The organism is Ruegeria sp. BHSC026 (assembly GCF_059613065.1).
Genome location: NZ_JBXWRV010000002.1, coordinates 240,062 through 264,078, shown reverse-complemented (window position 1 = coordinate 264,078; position 24,017 = coordinate 240,062). Strand labels below are relative to the sequence as shown.

Sequence of the window (24,017 nt, the reverse complement as noted above, 5' to 3'; positions counted from 1 at the left end):
TCTACTCGCCGAATGTCGCAAGATAGGCATTGAGCGCCGCGCGGTCCTGCTCGTCCTTAAGCCCGGCAAAACTCATCTTGGTGCCCTTCATGTAGGTTTTCGGCTTCGCCAGAAACGCGTCCAGCGCGGCCTGGTCCCAGATCCGGCCTTCTTCGTTGGCTTGCTTGAAAACCGACGAGTAACCGAACCCGTCCACCGATCCGAAGGTCCGCCCGAACAGACCGTTGAGATGCGGACCGGTCTTGTTCTTGGCGCCGTCCCCCACCTGGTGGCAGGCCGAGCACTTCCTAAACACCTTCTTGCCGGCGGCGATCAGCTCGGCATCACCGGCTTCGGCCGCATCCCCGGAAGCGGCTTCTTCCACCGTCGCGGTGGCAGCCGCAAACGTGGGCGTTTCGGATGTGTCGGCGGAATTCATGACCGAGTCGCCGCCATGGTCCGGCGTCACATCCAGGAACGTCGCGCGCTTGGTGATCTCGACACTGTCCTTGCAGTTTTCCATGCAGGGCTCGGTGCGCCATTCCGCGTATTCCAACTGAGGCCGGTCGTCGATCACGAACCCGTCCTGGTTGGGCATTTCGAACGTCGCCAGATTGTCGTGGTTCAGCTCGAACTCGTCATCGACCAAGTCGTTGGAATACAGGATGTAGGCCACGATCGCATAGGTCTCGTCGGCGCTGAGTGTTCCGGCCTCGCCGAAGGGCATCGACCGGTGCACATAGTCCCAGGCCGTGGTCAGGTAGGGCCAATACGACCCGACCGTCTTGACGGGGTCTTCGTCGGCCAGCGTGCCAAAGCCACCGGCCAGAACCGGCCAGTTGTCCACGCCTTCGGCAAAGTCACCATGGCAGGCCGCGCATTTTTCGGCGAAAACTTCCTCACCCGTAAACACATCGCCCGACCCCTCGGGCAGCCCGCGCCCGTCAGGCAGCACGTCCACGTCCCAGGCCGCGATCTCTTCGGGCAAGGCCGGACGGCCCAGACCGAAGGTTCCCTCATGCGCCGAAACTGGCTCACCCCCGGCAACCGCGTTGCCGGCCTTGCTTTCCAGTTCGGAAAGGCGGGTCTCCAATTCTGCCAACCGGGCCGAGCTTGCCTCGGCCTCGGTCAGCGCCGAGGCCTTTTGCGCCTCGACCTGTGCAAGTCGCGTCTGCAGCGTCTCGATCTGGCTGTCACCATATCCGCGGTTCGCGACCGCAACCGCGACACTGCACACCAAGGCGATCCCGCCAAAAACGGGAAGATAGATGCCACTAAGAGACTTCGACATTTTCGGCGATCCCTTCTGCGTTGACGTACCAGGTCTGGATACAGTTGTTGTGATAGACCGAGTTTTCGCCGCGCTTCTCGCGCAGTTGGTCTTTGGTCGGCTGGACATAGCCGGTTTCGTCCATGGCGCGGCTTTGCAGCAGCATCGGAGAACCGTCCCACTCGGTATCCAAATAGAAGCGGGTCAGCGCCTTGGTATCAAGCTGCTTGCCCAGCCGCGCGGTCTCCCAGGTGATACCGCCATCCTTCGAGACATCGACCCGCGTGATGCGTCCGTGACCGGACCACGCGAGGCCGGAAATCACCAGCGGCCCCTTGCCGTGCTTGATCGGCATCTGCGGACTGGGCGAAGTGATGACCGATTTGGCATCCATCACCCAGGTCCATTTCCGGGCGGTGCCATCGGCGTATACATCCGTGTATTTCGAGGTCTCCTCACGGCTTTCCACGGCCGCATCGGTCACTTCGATCCGGCGCAGCCACTTGACCCACATGTTGCCCTCCCAGCCCGGAACCACCAGCCGGACCGGATAGCCATGCTCCATCCGCAGCGCCTCGCCATTGGCCTTGAAGGCGACCAGAACGTCGTCCAGCGCCTTTTCCATCGGGATCGAACGGCCGTTCGACGAAGCGTCGGCGCCCTCGACATAGACCCATTTGTCCGACAGGTCTCCGGCGGCGTCCAATCCGGCCTCTTGCAGCAGGACGCGCAGTGGGACACCGGCATATTCCATGTTGTGGATCATGCCATGGGTGAACTGGACGCCGTTCAACTGGGCGCCGGCCCATTCCATGCCCGTATTGGCCGCGCATTCGCAGAAGTAGACGTGATTTTCGCGCGGGAACCGTTCAAGATCATCGTAGGTAAAGATCAGCGGCCGATCGACCAACCCGTTGATCATCAGCCGGTAATCCTGCTTGCTCAATTCGATTGCGCCGGAATGGTGCCGCTCGAAGGCGCAGCCTTGTGGGGTAATGGTGCCGTCCAGCGCGTGGATCGGCGTGAAGTTGATCGACGAGATCGGCGAGGCGGTCAGCCATTCGACATTACGCCGCACGACGTCGCTTTCAAAACGGATCGGCAGACCATAGGGCGTTTCATCGACACCGGCGCCGGTGTACGAGGCCCAGTCCTGCAACTGGGTGATCAGCGGGTCCGCCTCCTGCGCCGCGACCGACCCCGCGACCGATCCTGCGGCGATCGCGGCGCCGCCTCGCAGAAAGGCGCGGCGGGAAGGCTTGAACATATCATCCATGTCTCAAGTGCTCCGGGTAGTGTCAGACGCCCACGACGTCGACGTTGGTGTTTTCCTGAACCGTGACGGTTCCAAGCTTGCGGATATGGCTTTCGACCACGTCCCAGATCGGCGGTCCCTCGGTGCCCTCGTTGACCGAGGCCCAGCCAGCCACGACATAGGCCCTGGATGCGTCGATCGGCTCACCGGTCTTCAGCAGGGTCATGTTCGAGATCCGCTCGCCCTGCGGCTTGGACACGTCGATCCGATAGCCGAGCCCACCGGTGCGCACCATGTCGCCGCCCTGCTGATAATAGGGATCGGGGTTGAAGATGTTGTCGGCCACGTCTTCCAGGACCACCTTCAGGAATTCGCCGGTCATCTCGGTACGGTAGGCTTGGCCGTAGGTCATCGAGGTGACACCGAAGATATCCTCGCGGGTGATGTCCTGCCCCGGTATCAGCGACGGCCCCCAGCGCACGCCCGGGCTGAGCGCGATTTCCGCTTCGCGCTCGCTGAGCAGCGCGTCGCAGATCAGGTCATCCCAGGTGCCGTTGAAATTGCCCCGTCGATACAGCAGGCCGTCGGTCTGTCCGATCACCTCGGACATCTCGTCCAGATAGGGCGCGCGCTGTTCGTCGATCAAGGCGGAAACTTCGGGATCGGGGGCGATCACGTCCGAAAAGATCGGGATCAGCTTGGTGCGATAGCCCATCATCCGGCCATCGCGGATATCCAGATCCACCCGGCTGACGAATTTGCCGTTCGAGCCCGACGCAACGATGATCGTTTCACCCACCAGCACCGGCTCGGGCAGAGCGTCATGAGTATGGCCCGACAGGATCACGTCGATCCCCGGCACCACGCTGGCCATCTTCTTGTCGACGTCAAAGCCGTTGTGGCTGAGAACCACGACGCATTCCGCACCGGCGGCGCGGACCTCTTCAACCATCTGCGCCATGTGTTCGTCGCGGATGCCGAACGCGTATTCGGGGAACATCCAGCCGGGATTGGCAATCGGCATGTAAGGGAACGCTTGGCCAATCACGGCGATCTTGGTGCCGCCGCGCTCGAACATCTGGTAGGGCGGGAACAGCTCGGCCGGCTCGTCCCATTCCGCGTCGAAGATGTTCTGTCCCAAGGCCGCAAAGGGCAGTTGTTCGACCAGTTCGGCCACGCGGTCGCTGCCCAGGGTGAATTCCCAATGGAATGTCATCGCGTCCGGCCGCAAGGCGTTCATCACGTTGACCATGTCCTGACCCTGGGTCTTCAGGCAGGTATAGGATCCGTGCCAGGTGTCGCCCCCGTCCAGGAGGATCGCATCGGGACGATCGGCGCGAATGGCGTTGATCACCGTGGCCACGCGATCCAGACCGCCAACCCGGCCATAGGCCTTGGCCAGCGCGGCAAAATCGTCGGACGTCAGGGCATAGTGGCTGGGGCTGCCATCCTCGATCCCGTAGAGCCTGCGGAAATCGGCCCCGGTAACATGCGGCACAACCCCCTTGTTGGCCCCCACCCCGATATTAATCGACGGTTCGCGGAAATAGATTGGCTTGAGCTGTGCGTGAATGTCGGTGATATGGATCAGCGACACATTGCCGAAGGTCTCGAACTCCAGCAGCTGGTCCTGGGTCAGAGACTGCTGCGCCGCCAGCCGGGCCCAGTTGCCGAAGCCGGACGCGCCCACCAGCGCCGAGGCTGCCATTGAAACCTGCAGAAAGTCACGTCTTGAGATCATCTGATGCGCCCTTGATTCACATTTAAATTCGTGAATGTTTTAGGAAAGAAATACCCGCACCAGACGATCCGGCGCGGGTGTTCGATTACTGGCGGACCGCCGGGGTTTCGACCGACAGACCATTTCCGCGCGAAGCCACATAAAGTTCGAGCGCGCGGAACTCATCCGAGCCTTCGGCAAAGGTTTCGGCGCGCGTATCGCGGATGCAGCCGCGGAACCGGTTGTGGCGCGAAATCAGCTTGGCCTGTTTCAGGCGATAGGTCGGAAAGCCGTTGATCATGCCCTGGCTCAGGTGGTCGGCCCGGATCATGTTGCCGTAATTGTCTTCGTGGCAATTGGCGCAGCTCAGCTCAAGCTGGCCATACCGGGTATAGTACATCTCCTTGCCCTGCTCCCAGTAGGGCGCGGCGGGTCCGTCAATGGCTACGTTCATCGGCATGCCCCGCGACTGCAGGCCGATCAGCGCGACCATGCCCTGCATGTCGGCGCCCGACCATTTCCAAGCGTCAGCCTCCATGCGCTCGGTCCGGCATTCGTTGATCAGGTCTTCCATCACCACCAGCTTGCCGGTTTCAGGGTCAACCTTCGGCATCTGAGCGGCAAGACCGGCAAAGCTTTCGGCTCCGTCATGGCACGAGGCGCAGCTCTTGCCGGCGGCGCCGTCCACTGCTTCAAAAGTGTCAGCGGCCTGATCCACGAAAATCATGGCCGGGTTGTCGAAGTCGTCAACCTGCAGCGCCTGCGTCTCGTCGGTGCGGAAATGCCAGCCGGAATAGATCGTGTCGAAGTTTTCCAGATGTTCGGGCGCTTTGGCGACCGAAATCATCTCGGTCTCGCCATTGATGATCAGCTTGTCGTCATCGGGGCCGGCCAGAACCACAGTCGGCATCGCCGCCATTGCAACAACAGCCGTCAAAGCCTTCAATTTCATTCCGTTTCCTCCCTTGGTCGATCGGCGCCCAGATACACCCGGGCACCGCTCTGCCGATTTGCCGAGCCGTCAAGCGATCTCGATCTTCTTGTTGGTGTCATAGACCGACCCGTCATCGTCGTACCAGGTGAAGACGAATTCCCCGGCCTCGGGCACGGTGGCTTCGAACTGGAAATACGGGTTGGTCGAAATCGCCGGCTCGAGGGTCACGTCGATGACCATCTGGCCGTTGAATTCGCAGGTAAAGCGGTTGATGATCGAACGCGGAATGACATTGCCTTCCTTGTCCTTGCGCTGACCGCTTTCCATCGTGTGGCTAATAAGGCTCTTGATCGTCACCGCCTCGCCGGCCGCTGCCGTTTTTGGGACCTTAACGCGGGGTTTCACTCCGGATGCCATGGGGTTTCTCCTGTTGTTCTAAGGGGAGCGCGGGCGATCAGCCGCCGCAGCCGCCGATTGTGACCTTGACCGTTGCCGATGCCTTGGCAAAGCTGCCATCGGCCATTTTGGCCACGGCGATGACGTCCTGTGTTCCGGCCAGTCGAATCCGGGTCGATGCCGACTGCGACGCGGCCAGTGGTCCGAAGTTGAACGTGGCAACATCCGGCGTCGGGTTGCCTGCGGCGAACACTGCGATGGCCACGGCCCCCGGGGCGCTGACTTCGATCGGTACGGTGTTGCCGTTTTCGGCGATTTCCGGCGCGGTCAGGGTGACGCCACCGTCGGCGATGTCAGCCCCACCGGTGAAAGCCGAGATCGAATCCTCGACCGCCGCATTCACCCGGAACGGCAGCATCGTCAGAACCGCAGCCCCCAGACCCAAGGCCAGGGTTTCGCGTCGCGAAATTTCCATTTTACATCTCCTTTGAGTGTGTGCCCCTCGGACAGGCGAAGGCGACTATTGTTCGTTGAGGGTCATCAGGAACGCGACCACGTCCTCGACGTCCTGTGCGCTCAGGATCGGCTCAAGCGGCCCGCTGGGCGCCTTGCCGGTATAGGCATCGCCAGGTCGGATATAGCCATCGGCCTTGAAGAAGGCCGGCATCACGGTGCCTTCGAAGGTCATTTTGGCGTTTGCCACCAGACCGCGCAGCTCGGCCTCGGTCCAGCGGTCCCCCGCCCCATCCAGCGGCGGGCCGACCTCGCCCTGAAACGGCACGTCCGCCAGCGCCGCCACCTGATGGCAGGCCACGCAGTTGCCCATGGATTTCTCACCCACGATCATCGCGCCTTTTTCAGGGTCGCCCGGAGTACCGGTCAGCGACTGTTCGATGGCGCCGTCGGCAAACGACACATCTTTCGGCTTGATCTCACCCGCCATCGCCGTCGATGCACACAGCATTCCGGCCAGGCCAAGTTTCAACGCTTTTGTCATGCCTCCTCCCAAAGACGATTCCCTGCTTTGTCTTTGCACACTAGTGCACACCAACACCGACTCGCAACATTAAATTCGTCTAATTGAATTTTTGTATTTTTACGCAGTGAAGGCGGGGTTCAAACTATTGTTGCGCGGAGCCAAGGGTGCTTAGCCTTTGCGCGCCTCGATCATGCGGGCATGATATTTCTGGAACGGCTCGTCCCCGTCGTAACCTTTTTCCAGCACCCAGTTCAGCATGTCGAACGTTGTCCCGCGACCGAAAGCGCCCGGCATTGTGGCCACCACTGCCTGTGTCGCCGCTGCACCCTCCGGCACCTCTTGGGGGAAAAAATAGACAGTTGGAGTGAACAAGGCTCCCCAGCGTTTGACCATGTCTTTCTCGGGCAGGACCGTACCGTCGAAATCAGTCACTTCGACATCGCCGAACATGTTGATCTGAACGACGAAGAACCGGTCTTCCAACAGGCTTTCGATCTCCGGATCGACAAAAACCTCTTCATGCATCTTCTTGCAATATATACAGCCGCGCTGCTCGACGATGACCATCAGCCGCCTTCCCTCGGCATTGGCTTCCTCAAGGTCTTCGCGCAGATCCTTGAAAGTATCGCGCATCCACGAGGCCTTGTGCAGGCCGTCGTCACCCAGTTCCGCAGCCAGAGTCATAGGTGCCATCAAAATCGTGGCGAACAGGAGAAGCATTCTGATCATGGTGAGAGTCCTTTCGAGTTTCATCCGATTGCGCTGAACCAGGGAATGGTCTCAAGCATCCATTGCGCAATGTAGTTGATCGAATTCGTGGCGATCAGAACGCCGAAAAGGACCAGCATCAGCCCCATCAGCTTCTCGATCAGCCCAAGATGTTTGCGGAACCGCGCCATCCACGTCATGAACGGACCGATGAACATGGCGGCCACGATGAAGGGCAATGTCATGCCCAGACCGTAGGCAAGCAACAAAGCGGCGCCTTCGTTGGCCGTTTCCTGCCCGGCCGCAGTGAATAGAATCGCAGCCAGGACTGGCCCAACGCAAGGGGTCCATCCAAAGGCGAAGGCCAGCCCGATCACATAGGCCCCGATCAGACTTACATTCGATATATCCCCTGCGTCCGCCCGGAACTGACGGTACAGGAATCCGATTTTGACCACGCCAAGAAAGTGCAAACCCATCGCAATGATGATCGCCGCCGCGACCCAGCGCAGCACGTCAAAATACTCGCGCACCAAGCTGCCGAACACAGTCGCGGTGGCGCCGAGGCCAACGAAAATTGTTATCACTCCCAACGCAAAACAACTCGCTGCCAGTACGGCACGGAAACGGACTGCGGGCGAAATCTCGGACCCGGCGGAAATCTGGTTCATACCCGCTCCGGCCAGATAGCTCAGGTAAAACGGGACGATCGGCAAGATGCAGGGCGACAGGAAAGAAAGTAGCCCGGCGACAGTTGCACCCCAAAAAGTGACATCAAACACTTGGTCGCCGCTCCACCGCTTGAGATATTCAAAAATACTATTATGATGGAAACATAGCCTACGTCAATTTGGGAGCGTATCAACTTGGGACAACGTCGATGATGAAAACACTGGCTTTCGTCTTGGCCATGTTGCTTCCGACGGCTGTCCTGGCGGATACTTACCTGCTAATGGCCGAGGAAAAAGGGTGCAGTTGGTGTGCCCGCTGGAACGCCGAAATTGCCCCCATCTATCCTAAGACCCTCGAAGGCCAGGCCGCGCCATTGCGCCGATACGACCTGCACACAACGACGCCAGACGTACAACTGCAGCGCGGCGTGCGGTTTACCCCGACTTTCATTCTGATTGAAGACGGGCTCGAGGTCGGTCGAATCGAGGGCTATCCGGGTGAAGATTTCTTTTGGGGTCTCTTGGGAATGATGCTTGACCGGGCGGGTATTGATTGGAAGCAAGCTGGGTAAGGAAAACAGTTTCGTGACAACCAATCCTGAAACCCCTGCGTCACGTCTGCCGGTGTTCGACAAGAACATTTGCGCCGAAGACATGCAAAAGATGGTGAACAACGCTCAGCGTGCGTCGAACTTCCTGAAGGCGATCAGCCACGAAGGGCGGCTGATGATCCTGTGCCATCTGGCATCCGGCGAAAAATCAGTGACCGAACTGGAAGAACTTTTGTCCGCGCGCCAGGCTGCAGTGTCCCAGCAGCTGTCCCGCTTGCGCTTCGAGGGGTTGGTAACCCCGCGCCGAGAAGGCAAGGCGATCTACTACAGCTTGACAGACGACCGCCCGAAACAAATCATGGAGGTTGTGTACGACTTGTTCTGTCGTGCCGACTGAGCGGCCCTGCCCTGTTGTGGCATCCGGCCGAGGGAGGATACCGTGCTGGAACTCATCGGAGAAGCGAACTCCGCAGCCCTGATCGGGTTGGTCGGGGGCGTGGCGCTTGGGTTGGCGGCTCGGATTGGCCGCTTTTGCACATTGGGCGCCATTGAGGACGCTCTGTACGGATCTGACAACCGGCGCCTCAAGATGTGGGCCATCGCCATCGGTGTGGCAGTGATCGGTGTGCATTTGGCTATTGCGGCGGGCCAGTTCAACAGCCTTGAAACGGCCTATCTGGATCGCGCATGGAACCCGCTGGGAACGATCATCGGCGGCCTCATGTTCGGCTACGGCATGGCACTTAGCGGAAATTGCGGATACGGCGCGTTGGCTCGGTTGGGCGGAGGCGACTTGCGGTCTTTTCTCATCGTTGTCGTGATGGGTCTGTCGGCCTATTTCGTCATGTCCGGACCCCTGGCACAAGCGCGCGTTTGGCTGTTTCCCGAAATTATGGGCGCTGAGTCACCTCAAGGTTTCACCCAACTTTTTGAAACAGTTGGGATCGAACCTTTGGCAACCGGTTTGGTCGCAGGGGCGGTTCTTATCGGCGCAGCTCTTGTTCGGGCGGGGCAGCGCCCGTCGGCAAGCCAGATCATTTGGGCCAGCGTGGTGGGACTTGCCATCGTATCAGGCTGGGTCGGCACATATTGGGTTTTTTATACCGGTTTTGACGCCGAACCCGTCCGGACCCACACGTTTGCAGCCCCGATCGGAGATACAATCATCTATGCCATGACCGCGTCGGGCAATACATTGTCGTTCAGCGTCGGTTCCGTTGTAGGTGTGGTAATAGGGGCGGCACTTGGGTCGTATTCCAAGGGGCATTTCCGGTGGGAAGCCTGCGAAGACCCGCGCGAATTGCGACGTCAAATCATGGGGGCCGCAATCATGGGCCCGGGTGCGATCCTTGCAGTAGGATGCAGTGTCGGCCAAGGAATTTCAGCTTTTTCGGTTCTTGCCTTCAGCGCGCCTGTCGCCTTCGGTTCGATCTTTGTCGGTGCAGCCATCGGTTTACGTCAGCTGATTACGGGATTTGCTCCGGCGGAATGATTTTGCGTGCCCGGGTATGGAGTTGCGTAGGTGTTGTCTGGGGTCTGTAGCCTAAAACCTGTAACCGCGGAGTGATAGCCGCAGCGTCTCCCGTCACGCAGCTTCGGGGAAGAGATCTGCAACGAAGGCCGTTTCCCTGGCAACCCCTGTCTGACAGTCTTCGAACTGGCCCTTTCGGATCGTGCGGAAGGTCTCGTTTCCCGGCGAGCGCCGCGATGGCTCCGGCCATGGTCTGGAACCCGCGGATCGGGCGCAATCGCTGCATGAGCGCTGCATGATCGATGGGCACTATAGACACGCCCGCGGATTTTGGGGCCGAACTTCCTGACGCAACGGTGGATCGCCGAGGCATCGACTGTCATCCCGCGCTCGCCCACCATACCGCGAACGTCGCGACACGACAGCGGATAGCGGCAAGACCAGCACACCGTGCCAATTTTCTATTCTTCGAAGGAAAACTCCATTCGCAAACGCCCTCCCGCGGGTGTTCGAACCGGCGACCGGACTGACCCAGCTGAAGCCACCGGGTTTGAACGTTCATCAGTTCGTACAAAAACGCACCCGAACGGACTGGCCCAGTCGTGGTGCTTGCGCTGCGCGATAGCGACACGGCGGAACACCTGAATGACCAGCACTTCTTTTGCGCTGACCATATCCACCCTGATGGCATGCGCCCTTGCGACCGCCGCCGCCGCTGGCGATGCCCCGGTCCTGACCGGGAAACTGGGTGATCAGACCTTTCTGATGGATGCCAACAAGATGACGCTGTACACGTTCGACAAGGACGAAACGGGCAAGTCCAACTGCTATGACCAATACGCCGTGAACTGGCCGCCGCCGGAACCGACCTGCCCAAGAACTATTCGTTGCTCCAGCGCGATGACGGTACGATGCAGGTCGCCTACAAGGGCCAACCCCTGTATCTGTGGATCAAGCACAAGCAACCCGGAGACATGACCGGCGACGGCGTCAAGGGTGTCTGGCACACTGCGCGACCCTGACCCCGGACCAGAAGGGCGACCGGATCCGGTCGCCTTTCGTCAACGCGATAAGACAGACATTCCACAAACAAATCGAAGACGCTCTGCCCGATTTTTGGCGGTTTGCGTTCGCGCTGACCCGAAGCCACAACCAGGCCGATGACCTGGTGCAGGATGCCGTTCTGCGTGCGATAAGAAAAAAGGGGCTTAGATGGCCGGACCACCCGGTCAAACCTTGGGCGATGAAGATCCTGCTCAACTGCTATCGCAACGACAGCAGGCGCGCCGCCGGCGTCCCGGCCTCTGACCCCCAAGCGCTGGATCAGCTGGCCTCGCCCGAGGCCGCCGCCGAAGAGCGTTTGGAACTGCGCTGGCTGCGGCGTCAGATCGGTGCCCTGCCGGAGGATTAGAAACTTGTACTGCTGGCGGTCAAGGTCGCGGAGCAGACCTATGCCGAGACCGCCCGATTGCTGGGGATCCCGTAGGGCACCATCACGTCCCGTCTGTCGCGCGCGGGCACGACTGCAAGCCGCCGAAGAACCGCCGAAAACGTCACGATTGCGGAGCGTGAAATGACGACCGAACCGACCATTGAAACCCTGATGCAGGCCGCTTTCGACGGCCAGTTGACGCCATCTCAGCAGGACCGTCAGGATCGGCACCTGGCCGCGCATCCCGCCGACCGTGCGCGGCTTGCGACAATGATCCGGCAGCCGGGATGATCGGTGCCTTGGTGCCGCAGCCTGATCCCGCGCAACTGGACCGACTGATGCGCGGGGCACTTCAGAGTACCGGTCATGCCGGGTGCAGGCGGCTGGCCGCGGCGGTTTCGATTTTGCATTGGGTCTGGACAGTGGCCTGTTCCTGTCGCGGGACTCCGCCAAACCAGTGACACTGATGTCGCAGGCACCGATTCAGGCTGCGGCGGCACACGCCCTGTATTCGCCCCAGGTTCTTAACCCGGTCGAGGTGTTCGCCGACCAACGCGATCATCTGCAAACCTGGCTGAGTATCTGGCTGAGCGCACCCGTGATCGCGCCGGAACTGGGGGACACCGGTTACCGGCTGATCGGTGGGGGGTTGTTGCCTCTGGGTCATGGCCCGGCACCAGTCTTCCATTATGAAAACGAATCCGGCGACCGCCTCAGCCTGTTTGCCGACCTGGCCACGGGCCCGGCTCAACCCTCGTTTCAATACCGGCGCGACGGGGATTTGGGCATCGTGATCTGGCAGGATGGGCGGTGGGAATACTCCATGGTAGGCCGCTCCGGTCACCAGGTCATCGAAACCATCCCGCGCAAGGCCCATGAAGAACTGATCTGACCGAATTATTCCGCCGCGCGCACCCGGTCAGGCGCGGTCAGTCTTTGCCACGCGTCGTATTGTGACAGGAAGACCTGCCCGTTCAGTTCGTCTAGGAAGTGGGACTGTTTCAAGCGGTCCATGACGGGGCCCTTGACCTCGCTCAGATGCAGGCCGACGCCCATGTCGCGCAGGCGGTGATTGATCGCCTCGAGGCTTTCGAGCGCCGAGAAGTCGACCTCGTTCACCGCCGAGAACATCAGCACCACGTTGCGGATCTCGCAGCCCTCGGTCACGCGCGACTGGATTAGGTCCTCGAGGAACCGGGCGTTCACGAAATACAGGCTTTCATCCACCCGCAGCGTGACCAGCGTGGGGTCGGTTTCGACCTTGTGGCGCTTGATGTTGCGGAAGTGCTGGGTGCCCGGCACCAGCCCCACCTCGGCCACATGTGGGCGCGAGGTCTTGTACAGATGCAGCAGGATCGAGATTGCCACACCGCTGGCCACGCCGGTCTCGACCCCGGCCAGCAGGGTCAGCACGATGGTGGCGGCGACGGCAGCAAAATCGGCCCGCGAATAGCCCCAGGTCTTTTTCAGGATCGACAGGTCCACCAGGCTGAGCACCGCCACGATGATCGTCGCGGCCAGCGTCGCCTTGGGCAGGAAATAGACCAGCGGGGTCAGGAACAGCGCGGCGATCGCCAGCCCGCCGGCGGTGTAGATGCCCGCCGCCGGGGTCTCGGCGCCCGCGTCGAAGTTCACCACCGAGCGCGAGAACCCGCCGGTGACCGGAAAGCCCCCGGTGAATGCGGCACCCAGGTTGGCCGCGCCCAAGCCGATCAGTTCCTGATCGGGGTCGACGCGCTGGCGTTTCTTGGCGGCCAGCGTCTGCGCGACCGAGATACTTTCGACAAACCCGATGATCGAGATCAAGATGGCGGGCACCAGCAGCGCGCCGATCAGATCCGAGGACACCCCCGGCAGGGTCAGCGGCGGCAGGCTCTGGGGCACCTCGCCCACGATCTTGACGCCTCGCGCGTCCAGCCCGAAGGCCCAGACCGACAGGGTTGTGGCCACCACCGCCGCCACCGGCCCGGCCTTGGTCAGCACATCCGCCAGCAGCGGTGGCACCCCCATACGCCGCAGCGCGGGTTTGAGATTTTTGCGCACCCAGAACAGGAACGCCGTGGCCAGCACGCCAATCACCACGGTGATCGGGTTGGTCTGGTTCAGATGCGCAAGGATCGAGCCCAGCATCTCCGGCAGGGTATGCCCATGCGCGCTGACCCCCAGGATATGTTTCAGCTGGCTGGTGGCGATCAGGATGCCTGAGGCGGTGATGAAGCCGGCGATCACCGGATGGCTGAGGAAGTTGGCCAGAAAGCCCAGCCGCAACACGCCCAGCAGCACCAGGAACCCGCCCGACAGAAAGGCCAGCGTCAGCGCCGCCACCGCATATCCGGCGGTGCCCTGTTCAGCCACCTGCCCCACCGCACTTGCCGTCAGCAACGACACCACCGCGACCGGACCCACCGCCAGCGCCCGGCTGGTGCCAAAAATTGCATAGAGGATGATCGGCAAGATCGAGGCGTAGATCCCCGCCTCGGGCGGCAGCCCCGCCAGCAGCGCATAGGCCAGCGATTGCGGGATCAACATGATCGTCACGATCACCGCCGCGATCATGTCATTGGACAGCGCCGCCCGGTCGTACCGGCGGCCCCAGTCGAGAATGGGAAGGTAGCGATAAAGGCTCTGCATGGGGTCTCGTCCTGGAAAGGCGGCGGTCAGAGCGAGGAGGCTCTGACCGCCAGGTCTTGGCCGGACATCCGCAGCGTCAGGCCAGAACTTGCACCGGTTCGGCCGGCATCGGGTTCGGAGGCGGCAGGTTGTTTATTCGGCCGCCACCTTCAGCGGTTCGGGCTTGGCCATCCATTCCTTGCCCTTCAGCATCGCCGACCAATAGACCGGCGGCAGCAGCTTTTCCTTCAAGAACCAGGCCGCGCGGCTAGGTTTGGTGCCGTCAATAAGGAACTTTGGGAAGCTGGGCTTCAGGACACCGCCATAGCCGAACTCGGCCAGCACGATCTTGCCGCGTTCCACTGTCAACGGGCACGAGCCGTATCCGTCATAGGCCGCCACCGGGGCGCGGCCCTCGATATCGGCCACGATGTTGTCGGCCACCACCGGCGCCTGCTTGCGCGCCGCCGCCGCGGTCTTGGCGTTTGGCGCGTTCATCACGTCGCCCAGCGACCAGATGTTGTCATAGCTCTTATGGCGCAGCGTCGCCTGATCGACATCGACCCAGCCCACCGCATCCGCCAGCGGCGAGACCCGGATGAAGTCTGGCGCCACCTGCGGCGGGCAGACATGCATCATGTCGAATTCGACCGTCACCTGCTCGGGCTGCTCGTCGGGCTTGGCCACCTTGAACGTGGCGGTCTTCGCCGCCCCGTCCACCGCCACCAGATTGTGGAAGAAATTGAGCGTGGCGTCATATTTCTTTACGTATTCCATCAACGCCGGGACATAGTCGTTGACCCCGAACAGCACTCCACCAGCGTTCATGAACTGGATGTCGATATCCTTGAGAACCCCGCGCCGGACCCACGCATCTCCCGACAGATACATCGCCTTCTGCGGCGCGCCCGCGCATTTGATCGGCATCGGCGGCTGGGTGAACAGAGCCCGGCCCGCCTTCAGCCCTTCGACCAACTGCCAGGTATAGGGCGCCAAGTCATAGCGATAATTCGAGGTCACGCCGTTGCGGCCCAGCGTTTCTTCCAGCCCTTCGACCGCGCCCCAGTCCAGCTTGAGCCCCGGAGACACCACCAGACGGTCGTATTTGACCACCCGGCAGCCATCCAGAATGACGGCATTGTTCTGCGGCTCGAACGCGGCAACGGCGGCCTTGATCCATTTGACCCCGCGTGGGATCAGCGAACCCATGGTCTTGGCCGTCTGTTCCGGCGTGAACACGCCGCCGCCCACCAGGGTCCAGCCGGGTTGATAATAGTGCACGTCCGACGGGTCGATGATGGCGATCGACAGGTCGGATTTGCGCGCATGCAGGCTGGCGGCGGTGGCGATGCCCCCTGCCCCGCCGCCCACGATCACCACGTCAAAGGACGCATCGCCGGTGTCGGTGGGCGTCTTGCCGCCATTGGCGATACGGCGGGCGACACCGCTCATGTCGTACCCGGCAACCTTGGTCGCGGTCAGGATCTCCGAAACAGGGCGTTTGTGCGCGGCCTCGTGCAGCGACCACAGGGTGGCCGAGCGCGTGCCCGTCCGGCAATAGGCCAGGATCGGACCCGGCAGCTCGGTCAGGGCCTGACCGAAGGCGCGGGCATCTTCGTCGCGGACCAGGCCAGATTGGACCGGAACGTACCGGGCTTCGATACCCAGCCTTTCTGCAGCGGCCTCGATTTCCTCGAAAGTGGGCTGGTCGGCGCCTTCACCGTCGGGCCGGTTGCAGATAATGGCGCGGAACCCCGCCGCCTTGATGGCGGCAAGGTCGTCCGACGTGATCTGCGGCGAGACCGACAACTGGTCGGAGATTTTCCTGATTTCCATCGTCGCCTCCCGCGATCAGAGCTTGTTGACCGGCACCTTCAGCATCTGATTGCCGTCTTGGTCGGTCGGAATTTCGCCCGCCCGGATATTGACCTGGATCGACGGGATGATCAGTGTCGGCATCGCCAGCGTCGCGTCACGCTCGGTGCGCATCTTGATGAACTCGTCCCGCGACTTGCCGCCGCCCACATGGATGTTGTGCGCCTTTTCCTCGGCCACCGTGGTCTCCCACTTCACCTCGCGCCCGCCGGGCATGTAGTCGTGGCACATGAACAGCCGGGTCTCGTCCGGCAGGCTCAGCACCTTCTGGATCGAGTCATAGAGCGTACCGGCATCCCCGCCCGGGAAATCGGCGCGCGCCGAGCCACCATCGGGCATGAACAGTGTATCACCCACGAAGGCCCCATCGCCGATCACATGGGTCATGCAGGCCGGCGTATGGCCCGGCGTGTGCATGGCAAAAGCGGTCATGTTGCCGATCTTGTAGGTCATGCCATCGGTGAACAGCGCATCAAACTGGCTGCCGTCGCGCTGGAACTCGGTGCCTTCGTTGAAGATTTTGCCGAAGACCTCCTGCACGATCTTGATGTTCTCGCCGATACCGATCTTGCCGCCCAGCTTCTGCTGGATGTAGGGCGCCGCCGACAGGTGGTCGGCATGCGCATGCGTCTCGATGATCCACTCCAACTTCAGCCCCTGCTTTTCGATCTCGGCGATCAGCAGATCGGCATGTTCAAAGGTGATCCGGCCGGCGGCATAGTCGATGTCCATCACGCTGTCGATGATCGCGCAAGCGTTCGACGTGGGGTCCTTGACGATATAGCTGATCGTCGCCGTCGCCTCGTCGTAGAAGCCCTGAACCTCGGGCTTGACGCTCAGATCGACCGGATACTCGGCAATCGGCGTTGCAATCGCATCCGCCATCCGCTGGTTGTGGGCGTCGATTGATTTCTGATCGTTCATGATTGTGTCTCCTCTTGGGCGCTCAGGCCTTGGCCGAGCGCGAAAACAATGGTTTGCCCTGCAGGATCCGGGCCAGGACCAGGCCGACGGCGACGGCCCCCAGGAACAACACCACCTCCCACCGTCCGGTACCCAGGGCCGGGAGGGCCGCTCCAGGGCAGAACCCGGCAATACCCCACCCGATGCCGAACAGGGCCGAACCACCGATCAGCTTGCCGTCGATGACGGTCGAGGTCGGAATCTGGAACCGCGCGGCGAACAGGGGTGCGTCCCGGCGCCAAATCAGCCGATAGCCGATGAAGGTCACCACAAGCGCACCGCCCATCACGAAGGCAAGGCTGGGGTCCCAGGTGCCGGCAATGTCAAAGAAGTTCAGGACCTTGGCCGGGTTCATCATGCCCGAGATGGCAATCCCAACGCCGAAGACGAGGCCGGTCAGGAAGGTATGAAACAGTTTCATCGGCTTACCCTCCGATCACATGGCGAATGATGAAAACGGTGATGGCCGCGGTCGCCATGAAGGTCGGTACCGCCACCAGCGACCGCACCGACAGGCGCGACAGGCCGCAGACACCGTGGCCCGACGTACACCCGGACCCGAGGCTGGCACCGAGTCCGACGATGACACCTCCGACGGCAATCATCAGCGGGCTGACCGGTACGTCAATCGCGGGCATCGTGCCGGTGACCGCGAAGATCAGCCCCGGCGCCACGATCATGCCTGCCACCAGAGCCAGACGCCATGAGAACTCCGAGACTTTCTCGGGAAAAACCAGCCCCGACATGATCCCGGTCGCCCCCATGATGCGACCCAGCCCTAGCATTAGAAGAACGGCCCCCAGGCCGATCAGCAAACCGCCCCCGAAAGAAGCGAAAGGTGTAAATACAGTCTCCATGTCAGGTCCTCTTACAGGTTTTGATGCCGAAGGCACCGTAAAGCGGGCAGATCCGCAGCGCCGAAGTGATCAGCATCACTACGCCGACAATTACTGCACCCCATTTTCCGATGCCGCCGTCGAAAAACGGCAGTTTGCTGGCAAATGCCAAGTACAACAGGACCAGCCCCAGCGTAGCACGCAGAATTCGGTCGAGCGTTCCCACATTGGTGGCCATTATGCCCTCTACATTCCAAGTCTTGAATGACACATAGGGCAGGTTTCCGGCCCCTTCAGTGACAATGTCACGAAAGCCGGTGGATTTCAGGAAAAACTCAGCCGCTTTGCGCCAGCGACTGCAATGCAGCCTTGTCGGCAAGGGTGACTCGCCCGCGCGACTGGGTGATCAACTCGCGCTTCTGAAAATCGTTCAGGACACGCGAGATCACTTCACGGGCGGTTCCAAGCTCGTCGGCCAGTTGCTGGTGGGTCACCTGTATCTCGGACGCCTCGCCTGCCAGCGCCAGCAACCGTTCCGCCAACCGCACATCGATGCGCCCGAAGGCGACATCATCAACCACCCGCAACAGATCGATCAACCGGCGCGAATAGGCCTCGAAGACAAAGCTGCGAAACGCGTCTTCTTCGGCCGCCAGCCGGTCGAACTCGGCCTTTGGCAGAACAACGGCCGTCACGTCCGTTTCCGCGATCCCCTGGGCATTGTATGCCTCCTCGGCCAGCATGCAGGCCGTGGTCAGAACGCAGCTGTCGCCGGCCTCGACGCGATACAGCACGATTTCGCGCCCCGTATCGGACCGCTGGGACACCCGAATTCGACCAGCGTAAAGAAACAACAGGCTTTCGGGCACATTGTCCGGGCCAAACACCTGCGCACCCTTCGCAACCCGCACCATACGCGCCGCCTTGCGCAGCCGGTCGCGGACCCGGTCCGGCAAGCGGCGAGTACCATTGAACCGGTCGGTCCAGTCCGGCTGCGTCATGTTGGCGTTCGCATCTATATACCGATGCTCCTATCCATCGTTGGCCCCACCGGCCACCATGTTGCGGACCCAACTTGCGGGCCGCATCCGCGAACGTCAAGCAATCGCCGCCGGGGTTTCAAGTGGCCCGGCGTTGCGCTTACAGCGCCGCGCGGAACAGCTGGGTCAGGTTGTCCTCGGTCAACTCGATCGGGTTTCCGCCGCAGGACGGATCGACGATCGCACCCTTGACTAGGTCGGGGATCGCATCCTCGGTCACGCCCAGATCGGACAGCTTGCGCGGGATGCCCAGCGAGTCGTTGAATTCCTGCACGAAGGCCCGAAATCCGTCGAACCCACCCGAAATGCCCAGATAGGCTGCGGCCGCGTCGAACCGGTCGGCAATCGCAGCGGCATTGAACTCCAGAACCGCGGGCATGCAGACCGCGTTGGTGGTGCCATGATGGGTGTTGAACACCGCGCCGATCGGGTGGCTCATGGCGTGGACTGCACCCAGCCCCTTCTGGAAAGCCGTCGCTCCCATGGCGGCCGCACTCATCATCTGGGCGCGGGCCTCAATGTCGGTGCCGTCCGCATAGGCGCGCGGCAGATAGTCCTTGACCAACCGCATCCCCTCCAGCGCGATGCCCTGGCTCATCGGATGGTAATGCGGGCTGGAATAGGCCTCGACACAATGCGCAAAGGCATCCAGGCCGGTGCCGGCGGTGATGAATTTCGGCATGCCCACGGTCAGTTCAGGGTCGCAGATCACCACGGTCGGCAGCACCTTGGGGTGGAAGATGATCTTCTTGGCATGGGTTTCCGAGTTGGTGATGACGCTGGCGCGGCCGACTTCCGAGCCGGTGCCGGCCGTCGTCGGCACCGCGATGATCGGCGCGATCGCATCGGCATCCGCGCGGGTCCACCAATCGCCGATATCCTCGAAATCCCAGACCGGCCGCGTCTGACCGGCCATGAAAGCGACCATTTTGCCCAGATCCAGCCCAGAACCGCCGCCGAACGCGATCACACCGTCATGCCCGCCCGCCTTGTAGGCGGCCACACCGGCCTCGAGGTTTTTTTCGTTCGGGTTGGGGTCGACCTCGCTGAACAGGCCCCGGCCCAGCCCGGCAGCCTCGAGAATGTCCAGTGTCGCGGCAGTGATCGGCAGATCGGCCAGGCCGCGGTCGGTCACCAGCAGCGGGCGCTTGATCCCAGCCGCCGCGCAGGCCTCGGGCAGTTCCTTGATGCGGCCCGCACCGAATTTGATCGTGGTCGGATAGGACCAGTTTCCAACAAGACTCATGTCAGTTTTCCTTGTGTCTAAGGCCTGCCCCGGCGAGGGGGTCGGTCCGGGGCAGGCAAATCGTCCTCAGCCCGTCACCTTTTTCAGGTGGTAGGATTTGGGACGTGTCAGGTTGTGATATCCGATGATCGACAGGCCGCCGCCACGGCCGGTATTCTTGCACCCGGTCCAGCACAGACCCGGGTCCAGATAGTCGGCCCGGTTCATGAACACGGTTCCGGTCTCGATCCGGTCGCCGATGCGTTCGGCCCGCGCCACGTCGCGCGTCCACAGCGAGGCGGTCAGGCCGAATTCGCTGTCATTCATCAGGGCAATGGCCTCTTCATCCGAGGACACTTTCATGATCCCGACGACCGGGCCGAAGCTTTCGTCGCGCATCACGCGCATGTCATGGGTGACATTGGTCAGGATCTGCGGCGTCAGATAGGCGCCGCCGTCATCCTCGGCAAAGGTCTCGATATGCGCCACGGCACCTGCGGCCACGGCCTCGGCGATCTGCGCGCGCACCTCGTCTGCAAAGCGCACGTTGGCCATCGGTCCCAGCGTCGTCTCAGGGTCCAGCGGATTGCCCAGCTTGTAGCCCATGACGATCTCGACCGCCTTGGCAACGAAATCGTCATACAGGCTTTCATGCACATAGATCCGCTCGATCCCGCAGCAGCACTGGCCCGAGTTGAACATGGCCCCGTCGATCAGCGTCTCGACCGCCGCATCCAGATCGGCGTCGTCCATGACATAGCCAGGATCCTTGCCCCCCAACTCGGTGCTGACGGGGGTAAAGGTGCCGGCCGCCGCCCGTTCCATCGCCTGCCCTCCGGCAACCGAGCCGGTGAAGTTCACGAAATCGAACGCCTTGCCAGCGATCAATTCGTTGGTCACGTCATGGCTCAGAAACAGGTTCTGGAACACATCCTCGGGCACCCCTGCCGAATGGAAGGCCCGCGCCATCCGCTCGCCCACCAACAGGGTCTGCGTGGCATGTTTCAGCACAACCGTGTTGCCCGCGATCAAGGCGGGCGCCACCGTGTTGATCGCCGTCATGTACGGATAGTTCCAGGGCGCCACAACGAACACCACTCCATGCGGCACGCGCTTGATGTAGCGCTTGAATGTTTCGTCCTCACCCACGGCAATATCGGCCAGCGCATCGCGCGCGATGCCCGCCATATAGGTCGCGCGTTCGTTGAAACCGCCGAACTCGCCGCCATAACGCACCGGCCGGCCCATCATCCGCGCCAGTTCCGGCACGATCTCGTCATTCATCGCCCCCACGGCTGCAACGCCGGCCATCACCAGATCGATCCGCTCCTGCAGGGGCCGCGCCGCCCAATCCGCCTGCGCTGCACGTGCCCGGCCCGCTGCGGCGAATGCCGTGTCACGATCCAGCGCAGTCCGCTCGGCAAACACCGATCCGTCGATCGGCGAGATACATTTCAACACCTGACCCATGGTCACTCCATCCTCAAGCAAAACAGGCCCGCTGCTTCATCTGGCCAAAAATATCCCGGGGAGCGTGAGGGGCTGGCCCCTCACATCCGCCCTTTATGCCCGCTCGAACCCGCGGGCAATCTCCCAATCGGTCACCACGCGCTCGAATTCCTCGATCTCGACCTCGGCGGCACGCACATAGTGGTCCACCACGTCATCGCCCATGGCCGCCCGCAGCATGGACGACCCATGCAGCGCATCCCGCGCCGCACGCAGGTTGCCCGGAATCATGCCCGTATCCCCCTGATAGACATCGCCCTTGGTCGGCGGCTGCAGCTCCAGCCCCTCCTCGATGCCCGCGATCCCCGCGGCCAGCATTCCGGCGATGGCCAGATAGGGGTTCATGTCCGAACCCGGAATCCGGCACTCCACCCGCACCGCCTTGGTGCCATCGCCGCACAGCCGGAACCCCGCAGTGCGGTTGTCCACCGACCAGATGATCCGCGTCGGCGCGAAGGTGCCCTTCATGAACCGCTTGTAGCTGTTGATGTAGGGCGCCATGAAATAGGTATAATCAGCCGCGTATTTCAGCAGGCCCGCCATGTAGCTCTTCATAAGGTCCGACATGCCCAGCGGGTCGGCCTTGTCAAAAAATGCCGGCTGCCCGTCCGCCCAAAGCGACTGATGCACATGCGACGAACTTCCGACCCGGTCATGATGCCATTTCGGCAGGAAGGTCGCCGCATGGCCCTGCTGGAATGCAATCTCCTTGACCGCGTTCTTGGCGATCGAGTGATACTCTGCCGTCTGCATCGCCGGGGCATATTTGATGTTCAGCTCTTCCTGCCCGGCCTCGGCCTCGCCCTTTGAGTTTTCGACCGGAATGCCCGCGTTCCAAAGGTGATTGCGGATCGGCCGCATCACATGCTCTTCCTTCGTGGTCTGAAGGATGTGGTAATCCTCGTTGTAGCCCGAGATCGGCTGCAGGTCGCGGAATCCCTCCTTGCGGATCTGGTCGAAGCTCTTCTCAAACAGGAAAAACTCCAGCTCGGTCGCGCACATCGCCTCATAGCCCATGGCCTTCAGGCGATTGACCTGCTTCTTCAGAATGGCGCGCGGAGAATGCGGCACCTCTTCATGCGTGTGGTGATCCAGCACGTCGCACATCACCATCACCGTGCCCTCCAGCCACGGCACCGGGCGCAGGGTGCTCAGGTCGGGCTTCATGACATAGTCGCCATAGCCGCGCTCCCAGCTGGTCGAGGCATAGCCGTCCGGCGTCGCCATCTCGAGATCGGTGGCCAGCAGGTAGTTGCAGCAATGGGTTTCTTCCCAGGCCCCGGCCACGAAATGCCCCGCATGAAAGCGCTTACCCATCAGGCGGCCCTGCATGTCCACCATGCAGACAAGCACGGTATCCACATCGCCTTCATCGACCTGGACCTTCAGATCCGCCAAAATCGCGTCAATGCCCATTGTTCTCATTCCTCGTCACTTCCAAGACCCCGGCCTAGTCTCACACTGGCGAACTTGCTCTTGCAGTCACCCGCGCCCGAACGGGCACCGGCCAGAACCCCCGGCGCACGATTCAACCCGCGCGCCGGAGTATCAGATTTAGCTATAGCGATATGGACGCCCGGCCTTCTGCATGTCGGCGTTGTAGCGCTTGATGATCTCGACGACCTTGGCCTTGGTCTCGGACTCGGCGGCGATCTCATCCCAGAAGGCAACGGCGGCCGCTTCGACCTGCGCCCATTCCTCGTCGGGGATGGTGGTCAGCTTCAGCTTGTCACCATTCACGCGCAGCGATGCCTCGCCGCCCCAGTACCACCACTGACGGTAGTAGTGCGACTGGTCGGTGCAGACACGGAACAGGGTCTGCAGGTCTTCGGGCAATTCGTTCCAGCGGTCCATGTTGGCAAAGAACGACCCGGCCCAGGCGCCCGAGATGTTGTTGGTCAGGAAGTAGTTGGTCACATCCGCCCAGCCGACGGTGTAATCCTCGGTGATGCCCGACCAGGCGATGCCGTCCAGCTCGCCGGTCTGCACGGCAACCTCGATGTCCTCCCACGGCAGGGTCACGGGGACCACGCCAAACTGCGACAGGAACCGGCCCGCCGTCGGGAAGGTGAAGACCCGCTTGCCCTTCAGGTCCTCAAGACTGTTGATCGGGTCCTTGGTGGCGAAATGGCACGGGTCCCAGGCGCCGGCCGAGATGTGCTTGACGCCCACCTTGGAATATTCTTCGTCCCAGATCTCGTTCAGACCGTACTGGTTGAACAGGACCGGAACGTCCAGCGAATAGCGCGAGGCAAACGGGAAATAGCCGCCGAAAACGGTTACCTCAGTGGGCGAGGCCATCGAGTCATCATCCGACTGCACCGCGTCGATCGTGCCGCGCTGCATGGCGCGAAACAGCTCGCCCGTGGGCACCAGCTGGTCGGCATAGAACAGCTCGATCTGCATCCGGTCGCCGGCGATCTGGTTGAACATCTTGATGGCCGGATCGATCACATGCTCGGCCAGCGCGGGGCCGGCATATGTCTGCATGCGCCAGCGGATCGTGGATTGCGCCAGTGCGGGCGTGGCCAGCGCGGCTGCCGGGGCCGCGGCGGCCCCTTTCAGGAATGTGCGTCTGTTCGTCATCTTCTCT

28 protein-coding genes are annotated in these 24,017 nt (G+C 61.8%); 8 read left to right on the top strand and 20 right to left on the bottom strand.

Annotated features, from left to right (window positions below; translation table 11 throughout):
• Position 1: 1 nt before the first annotated feature.
• The 9 genes from AC2FME_RS03960 to AC2FME_RS03920 form a co-directional block, all read right to left on the bottom strand.
• Complete coding sequence (locus tag AC2FME_RS03960; RefSeq protein WP_496799686.1) at positions 2-1,270, bottom strand: c-type cytochrome; 1,269 nt, start codon at positions 1,268-1,270, stop codon at positions 2-4.
• Positions 1,254-2,525 carry a sulfite dehydrogenase gene (gene soxC, locus AC2FME_RS03955; RefSeq protein WP_496799685.1) on the bottom strand — a complete coding sequence of 424 codons (1,272 nt, stop codon included), beginning with the start codon at positions 2,523-2,525 and terminating at the stop codon, positions 1,254-1,256. The genes AC2FME_RS03960 and soxC overlap by 17 nt, the downstream gene beginning before the upstream one ends.
• Before the next feature lie 22 nt (positions 2,526-2,547).
• Positions 2,548-4,245, bottom strand: coding sequence for a thiosulfohydrolase SoxB (soxB, locus tag AC2FME_RS03950; protein ID WP_496685190.1), 1,698 nt, complete (start codon positions 4,243-4,245; stop codon positions 2,548-2,550).
• Between the two features lie 85 nt (positions 4,246-4,330).
• Positions 4,331-5,176, bottom strand: a complete 846-nt coding sequence (soxA, locus tag AC2FME_RS03945) for a sulfur oxidation c-type cytochrome SoxA (RefSeq protein ID WP_496685193.1) — start codon at positions 5,174-5,176, stop codon at positions 4,331-4,333.
• A 69-nt stretch (positions 5,177-5,245) separates the two neighbouring features.
• Entirely contained in the window at positions 5,246-5,575 is a 330-nt protein-coding gene (soxZ, locus tag AC2FME_RS03940) for a thiosulfate oxidation carrier complex protein SoxZ (RefSeq protein ID WP_496683844.1), read from the bottom strand.
• A 37-nt stretch (positions 5,576-5,612) separates the two neighbouring features.
• Complete coding sequence (soxY, locus tag AC2FME_RS03935; RefSeq protein ID WP_496685195.1) at positions 5,613-6,029, bottom strand: thiosulfate oxidation carrier protein SoxY; 417 nt, start codon at positions 6,027-6,029, stop codon at positions 5,613-5,615.
• 45 nt (positions 6,030-6,074) lie between these two features.
• A complete protein-coding gene (soxX, locus tag AC2FME_RS03930) occupies positions 6,075-6,551 on the bottom strand; it encodes a sulfur oxidation c-type cytochrome SoxX (protein ID WP_496683849.1) in 477 nt (158 codons plus the stop codon).
• 150 nt (positions 6,552-6,701) lie between these two features.
• Positions 6,702-7,262 carry a thioredoxin family protein gene (locus tag AC2FME_RS03925; protein ID WP_496683852.1) on the bottom strand — a complete coding sequence of 187 codons (561 nt, stop codon included), beginning with the start codon at positions 7,260-7,262 and terminating at the stop codon, positions 6,702-6,704.
• 20 nt (positions 7,263-7,282) lie between these two features.
• A complete protein-coding gene (locus AC2FME_RS03920) occupies positions 7,283-8,023 on the bottom strand; it encodes a cytochrome c biogenesis CcdA family protein (protein ID WP_496685200.1) in 741 nt (246 codons plus the stop codon).
• Between the two features lie 98 nt (positions 8,024-8,121).
• Here AC2FME_RS03920 and AC2FME_RS03915 point away from each other — a divergent pair, with 98 nt between their 5' ends.
• The 8 genes from AC2FME_RS03915 to AC2FME_RS03880 all read left to right on the top strand — a co-directional run bounded on the left by AC2FME_RS03915 (position 8,122) and on the right by AC2FME_RS03880 (position 12,258).
• Positions 8,122-8,484 (top strand): hypothetical protein, encoded by a 363-nt coding sequence (locus AC2FME_RS03915; RefSeq protein ID WP_496685730.1) that lies wholly within the window; start codon positions 8,122-8,124, stop codon positions 8,482-8,484.
• A gap of 82 nt (positions 8,485-8,566) precedes the next feature.
• A complete protein-coding gene (locus AC2FME_RS03910; protein ID WP_496683887.1) occupies positions 8,567-8,860 on the top strand; it encodes an ArsR/SmtB family transcription factor in 294 nt (97 codons plus the stop codon).
• 42 nt (positions 8,861-8,902) lie between these two features.
• A complete protein-coding gene (locus AC2FME_RS03905) occupies positions 8,903-9,955 on the top strand; it encodes a YeeE/YedE family protein (RefSeq protein WP_496799684.1) in 1,053 nt (350 codons plus the stop codon).
• Between the two features lie 624 nt (positions 9,956-10,579).
• Positions 10,580-10,912 (top strand): hypothetical protein, encoded by a 333-nt coding sequence (locus AC2FME_RS03900; protein WP_496799683.1) that lies wholly within the window; start codon positions 10,580-10,582, stop codon positions 10,910-10,912.
• A complete protein-coding gene (locus tag AC2FME_RS03895; RefSeq protein ID WP_496799744.1) occupies positions 10,879-10,956 on the top strand; it encodes a hypothetical protein in 78 nt (25 codons plus the stop codon). The genes AC2FME_RS03900 and AC2FME_RS03895 overlap by 34 nt, the downstream gene beginning before the upstream one ends.
• The gene (locus AC2FME_RS03890; protein WP_496799743.1) at positions 10,935-11,345 is read left to right on the top strand and encodes an RNA polymerase sigma factor; all 411 of its coding nucleotides are present in this window, start codon (positions 10,935-10,937) and stop codon (positions 11,343-11,345) included. Before AC2FME_RS03895 ends, AC2FME_RS03890 begins: the two co-directional genes overlap by 22 nt.
• 162 nt (positions 11,346-11,507) lie before the next feature.
• The gene (locus tag AC2FME_RS03885; protein ID WP_496683869.1) at positions 11,508-11,657 is read left to right on the top strand and encodes a hypothetical protein; all 150 of its coding nucleotides are present in this window, start codon (positions 11,508-11,510) and stop codon (positions 11,655-11,657) included.
• A 175-nt stretch (positions 11,658-11,832) separates the two neighbouring features.
• Positions 11,833-12,258, top strand: coding sequence for a hypothetical protein (locus AC2FME_RS03880; protein ID WP_496799682.1), 426 nt, complete (start codon positions 11,833-11,835; stop codon positions 12,256-12,258).
• A gap of 5 nt (positions 12,259-12,263) precedes the next feature.
• On the opposite strand, the gene AC2FME_RS03875 is transcribed toward AC2FME_RS03880, so the two are convergent.
• The 11 genes from AC2FME_RS03875 to AC2FME_RS03825 form a co-directional block, all read right to left on the bottom strand.
• Positions 12,264-13,997: a SulP family inorganic anion transporter gene (locus AC2FME_RS03875; protein ID WP_496683875.1), complete on the bottom strand. Its 1,734-nt coding sequence runs from the start codon at positions 13,995-13,997 to the stop codon at positions 12,264-12,266.
• A 132-nt stretch (positions 13,998-14,129) separates the two neighbouring features.
• Complete coding sequence (locus AC2FME_RS03870) at positions 14,130-15,812, bottom strand: bifunctional protein tyrosine phosphatase family protein/NAD(P)/FAD-dependent oxidoreductase (RefSeq protein WP_496799681.1); 1,683 nt, start codon at positions 15,810-15,812, stop codon at positions 14,130-14,132.
• Positions 15,813-15,827: 15 nt separating this feature from the next.
• The gene (locus AC2FME_RS03865) at positions 15,828-16,712 is read right to left on the bottom strand and encodes an MBL fold metallo-hydrolase (RefSeq protein ID WP_496685732.1); all 885 of its coding nucleotides are present in this window, start codon (positions 16,710-16,712) and stop codon (positions 15,828-15,830) included.
• Between the two features lie 85 nt (positions 16,713-16,797).
• The gene (locus AC2FME_RS03860; RefSeq protein WP_496684259.1) at positions 16,798-17,235 is read right to left on the bottom strand and encodes a DUF6691 family protein; all 438 of its coding nucleotides are present in this window, start codon (positions 17,233-17,235) and stop codon (positions 16,798-16,800) included.
• Between the two features lie 4 nt (positions 17,236-17,239).
• Positions 17,240-17,671, bottom strand: coding sequence for a YeeE/YedE family protein (locus AC2FME_RS03855; protein WP_496799680.1), 432 nt, complete (start codon positions 17,669-17,671; stop codon positions 17,240-17,242).
• A 1-nt stretch (position 17,672) separates the two neighbouring features.
• Positions 17,673-17,888: a YgaP family membrane protein gene (locus AC2FME_RS03850; protein ID WP_496685214.1), complete on the bottom strand. Its 216-nt coding sequence runs from the start codon at positions 17,886-17,888 to the stop codon at positions 17,673-17,675.
• Positions 17,889-17,985: 97 nt separating this feature from the next.
• Positions 17,986-18,651: a Crp/Fnr family transcriptional regulator gene (locus AC2FME_RS03845; RefSeq protein WP_496685216.1), complete on the bottom strand. Its 666-nt coding sequence runs from the start codon at positions 18,649-18,651 to the stop codon at positions 17,986-17,988.
• A 139-nt stretch (positions 18,652-18,790) separates the two neighbouring features.
• Positions 18,791-19,936 (bottom strand): iron-containing alcohol dehydrogenase, encoded by a 1,146-nt coding sequence (locus AC2FME_RS03840; RefSeq protein WP_496799679.1) that lies wholly within the window; start codon positions 19,934-19,936, stop codon positions 18,791-18,793.
• A gap of 66 nt (positions 19,937-20,002) precedes the next feature.
• The gene (locus tag AC2FME_RS03835) at positions 20,003-21,385 is read right to left on the bottom strand and encodes an aldehyde dehydrogenase family protein (RefSeq protein WP_496799678.1); all 1,383 of its coding nucleotides are present in this window, start codon (positions 21,383-21,385) and stop codon (positions 20,003-20,005) included.
• Between the two features lie 93 nt (positions 21,386-21,478).
• A complete protein-coding gene (locus AC2FME_RS03830; RefSeq protein ID WP_496799677.1) occupies positions 21,479-22,840 on the bottom strand; it encodes a glutamine synthetase family protein in 1,362 nt (453 codons plus the stop codon).
• Between the two features lie 138 nt (positions 22,841-22,978).
• Positions 22,979-24,010, bottom strand: a complete 1,032-nt coding sequence (locus AC2FME_RS03825) for a TRAP transporter substrate-binding protein (protein WP_496684279.1) — start codon at positions 24,008-24,010, stop codon at positions 22,979-22,981.
• Positions 24,011-24,017: the final 7 nt, after the last annotated feature.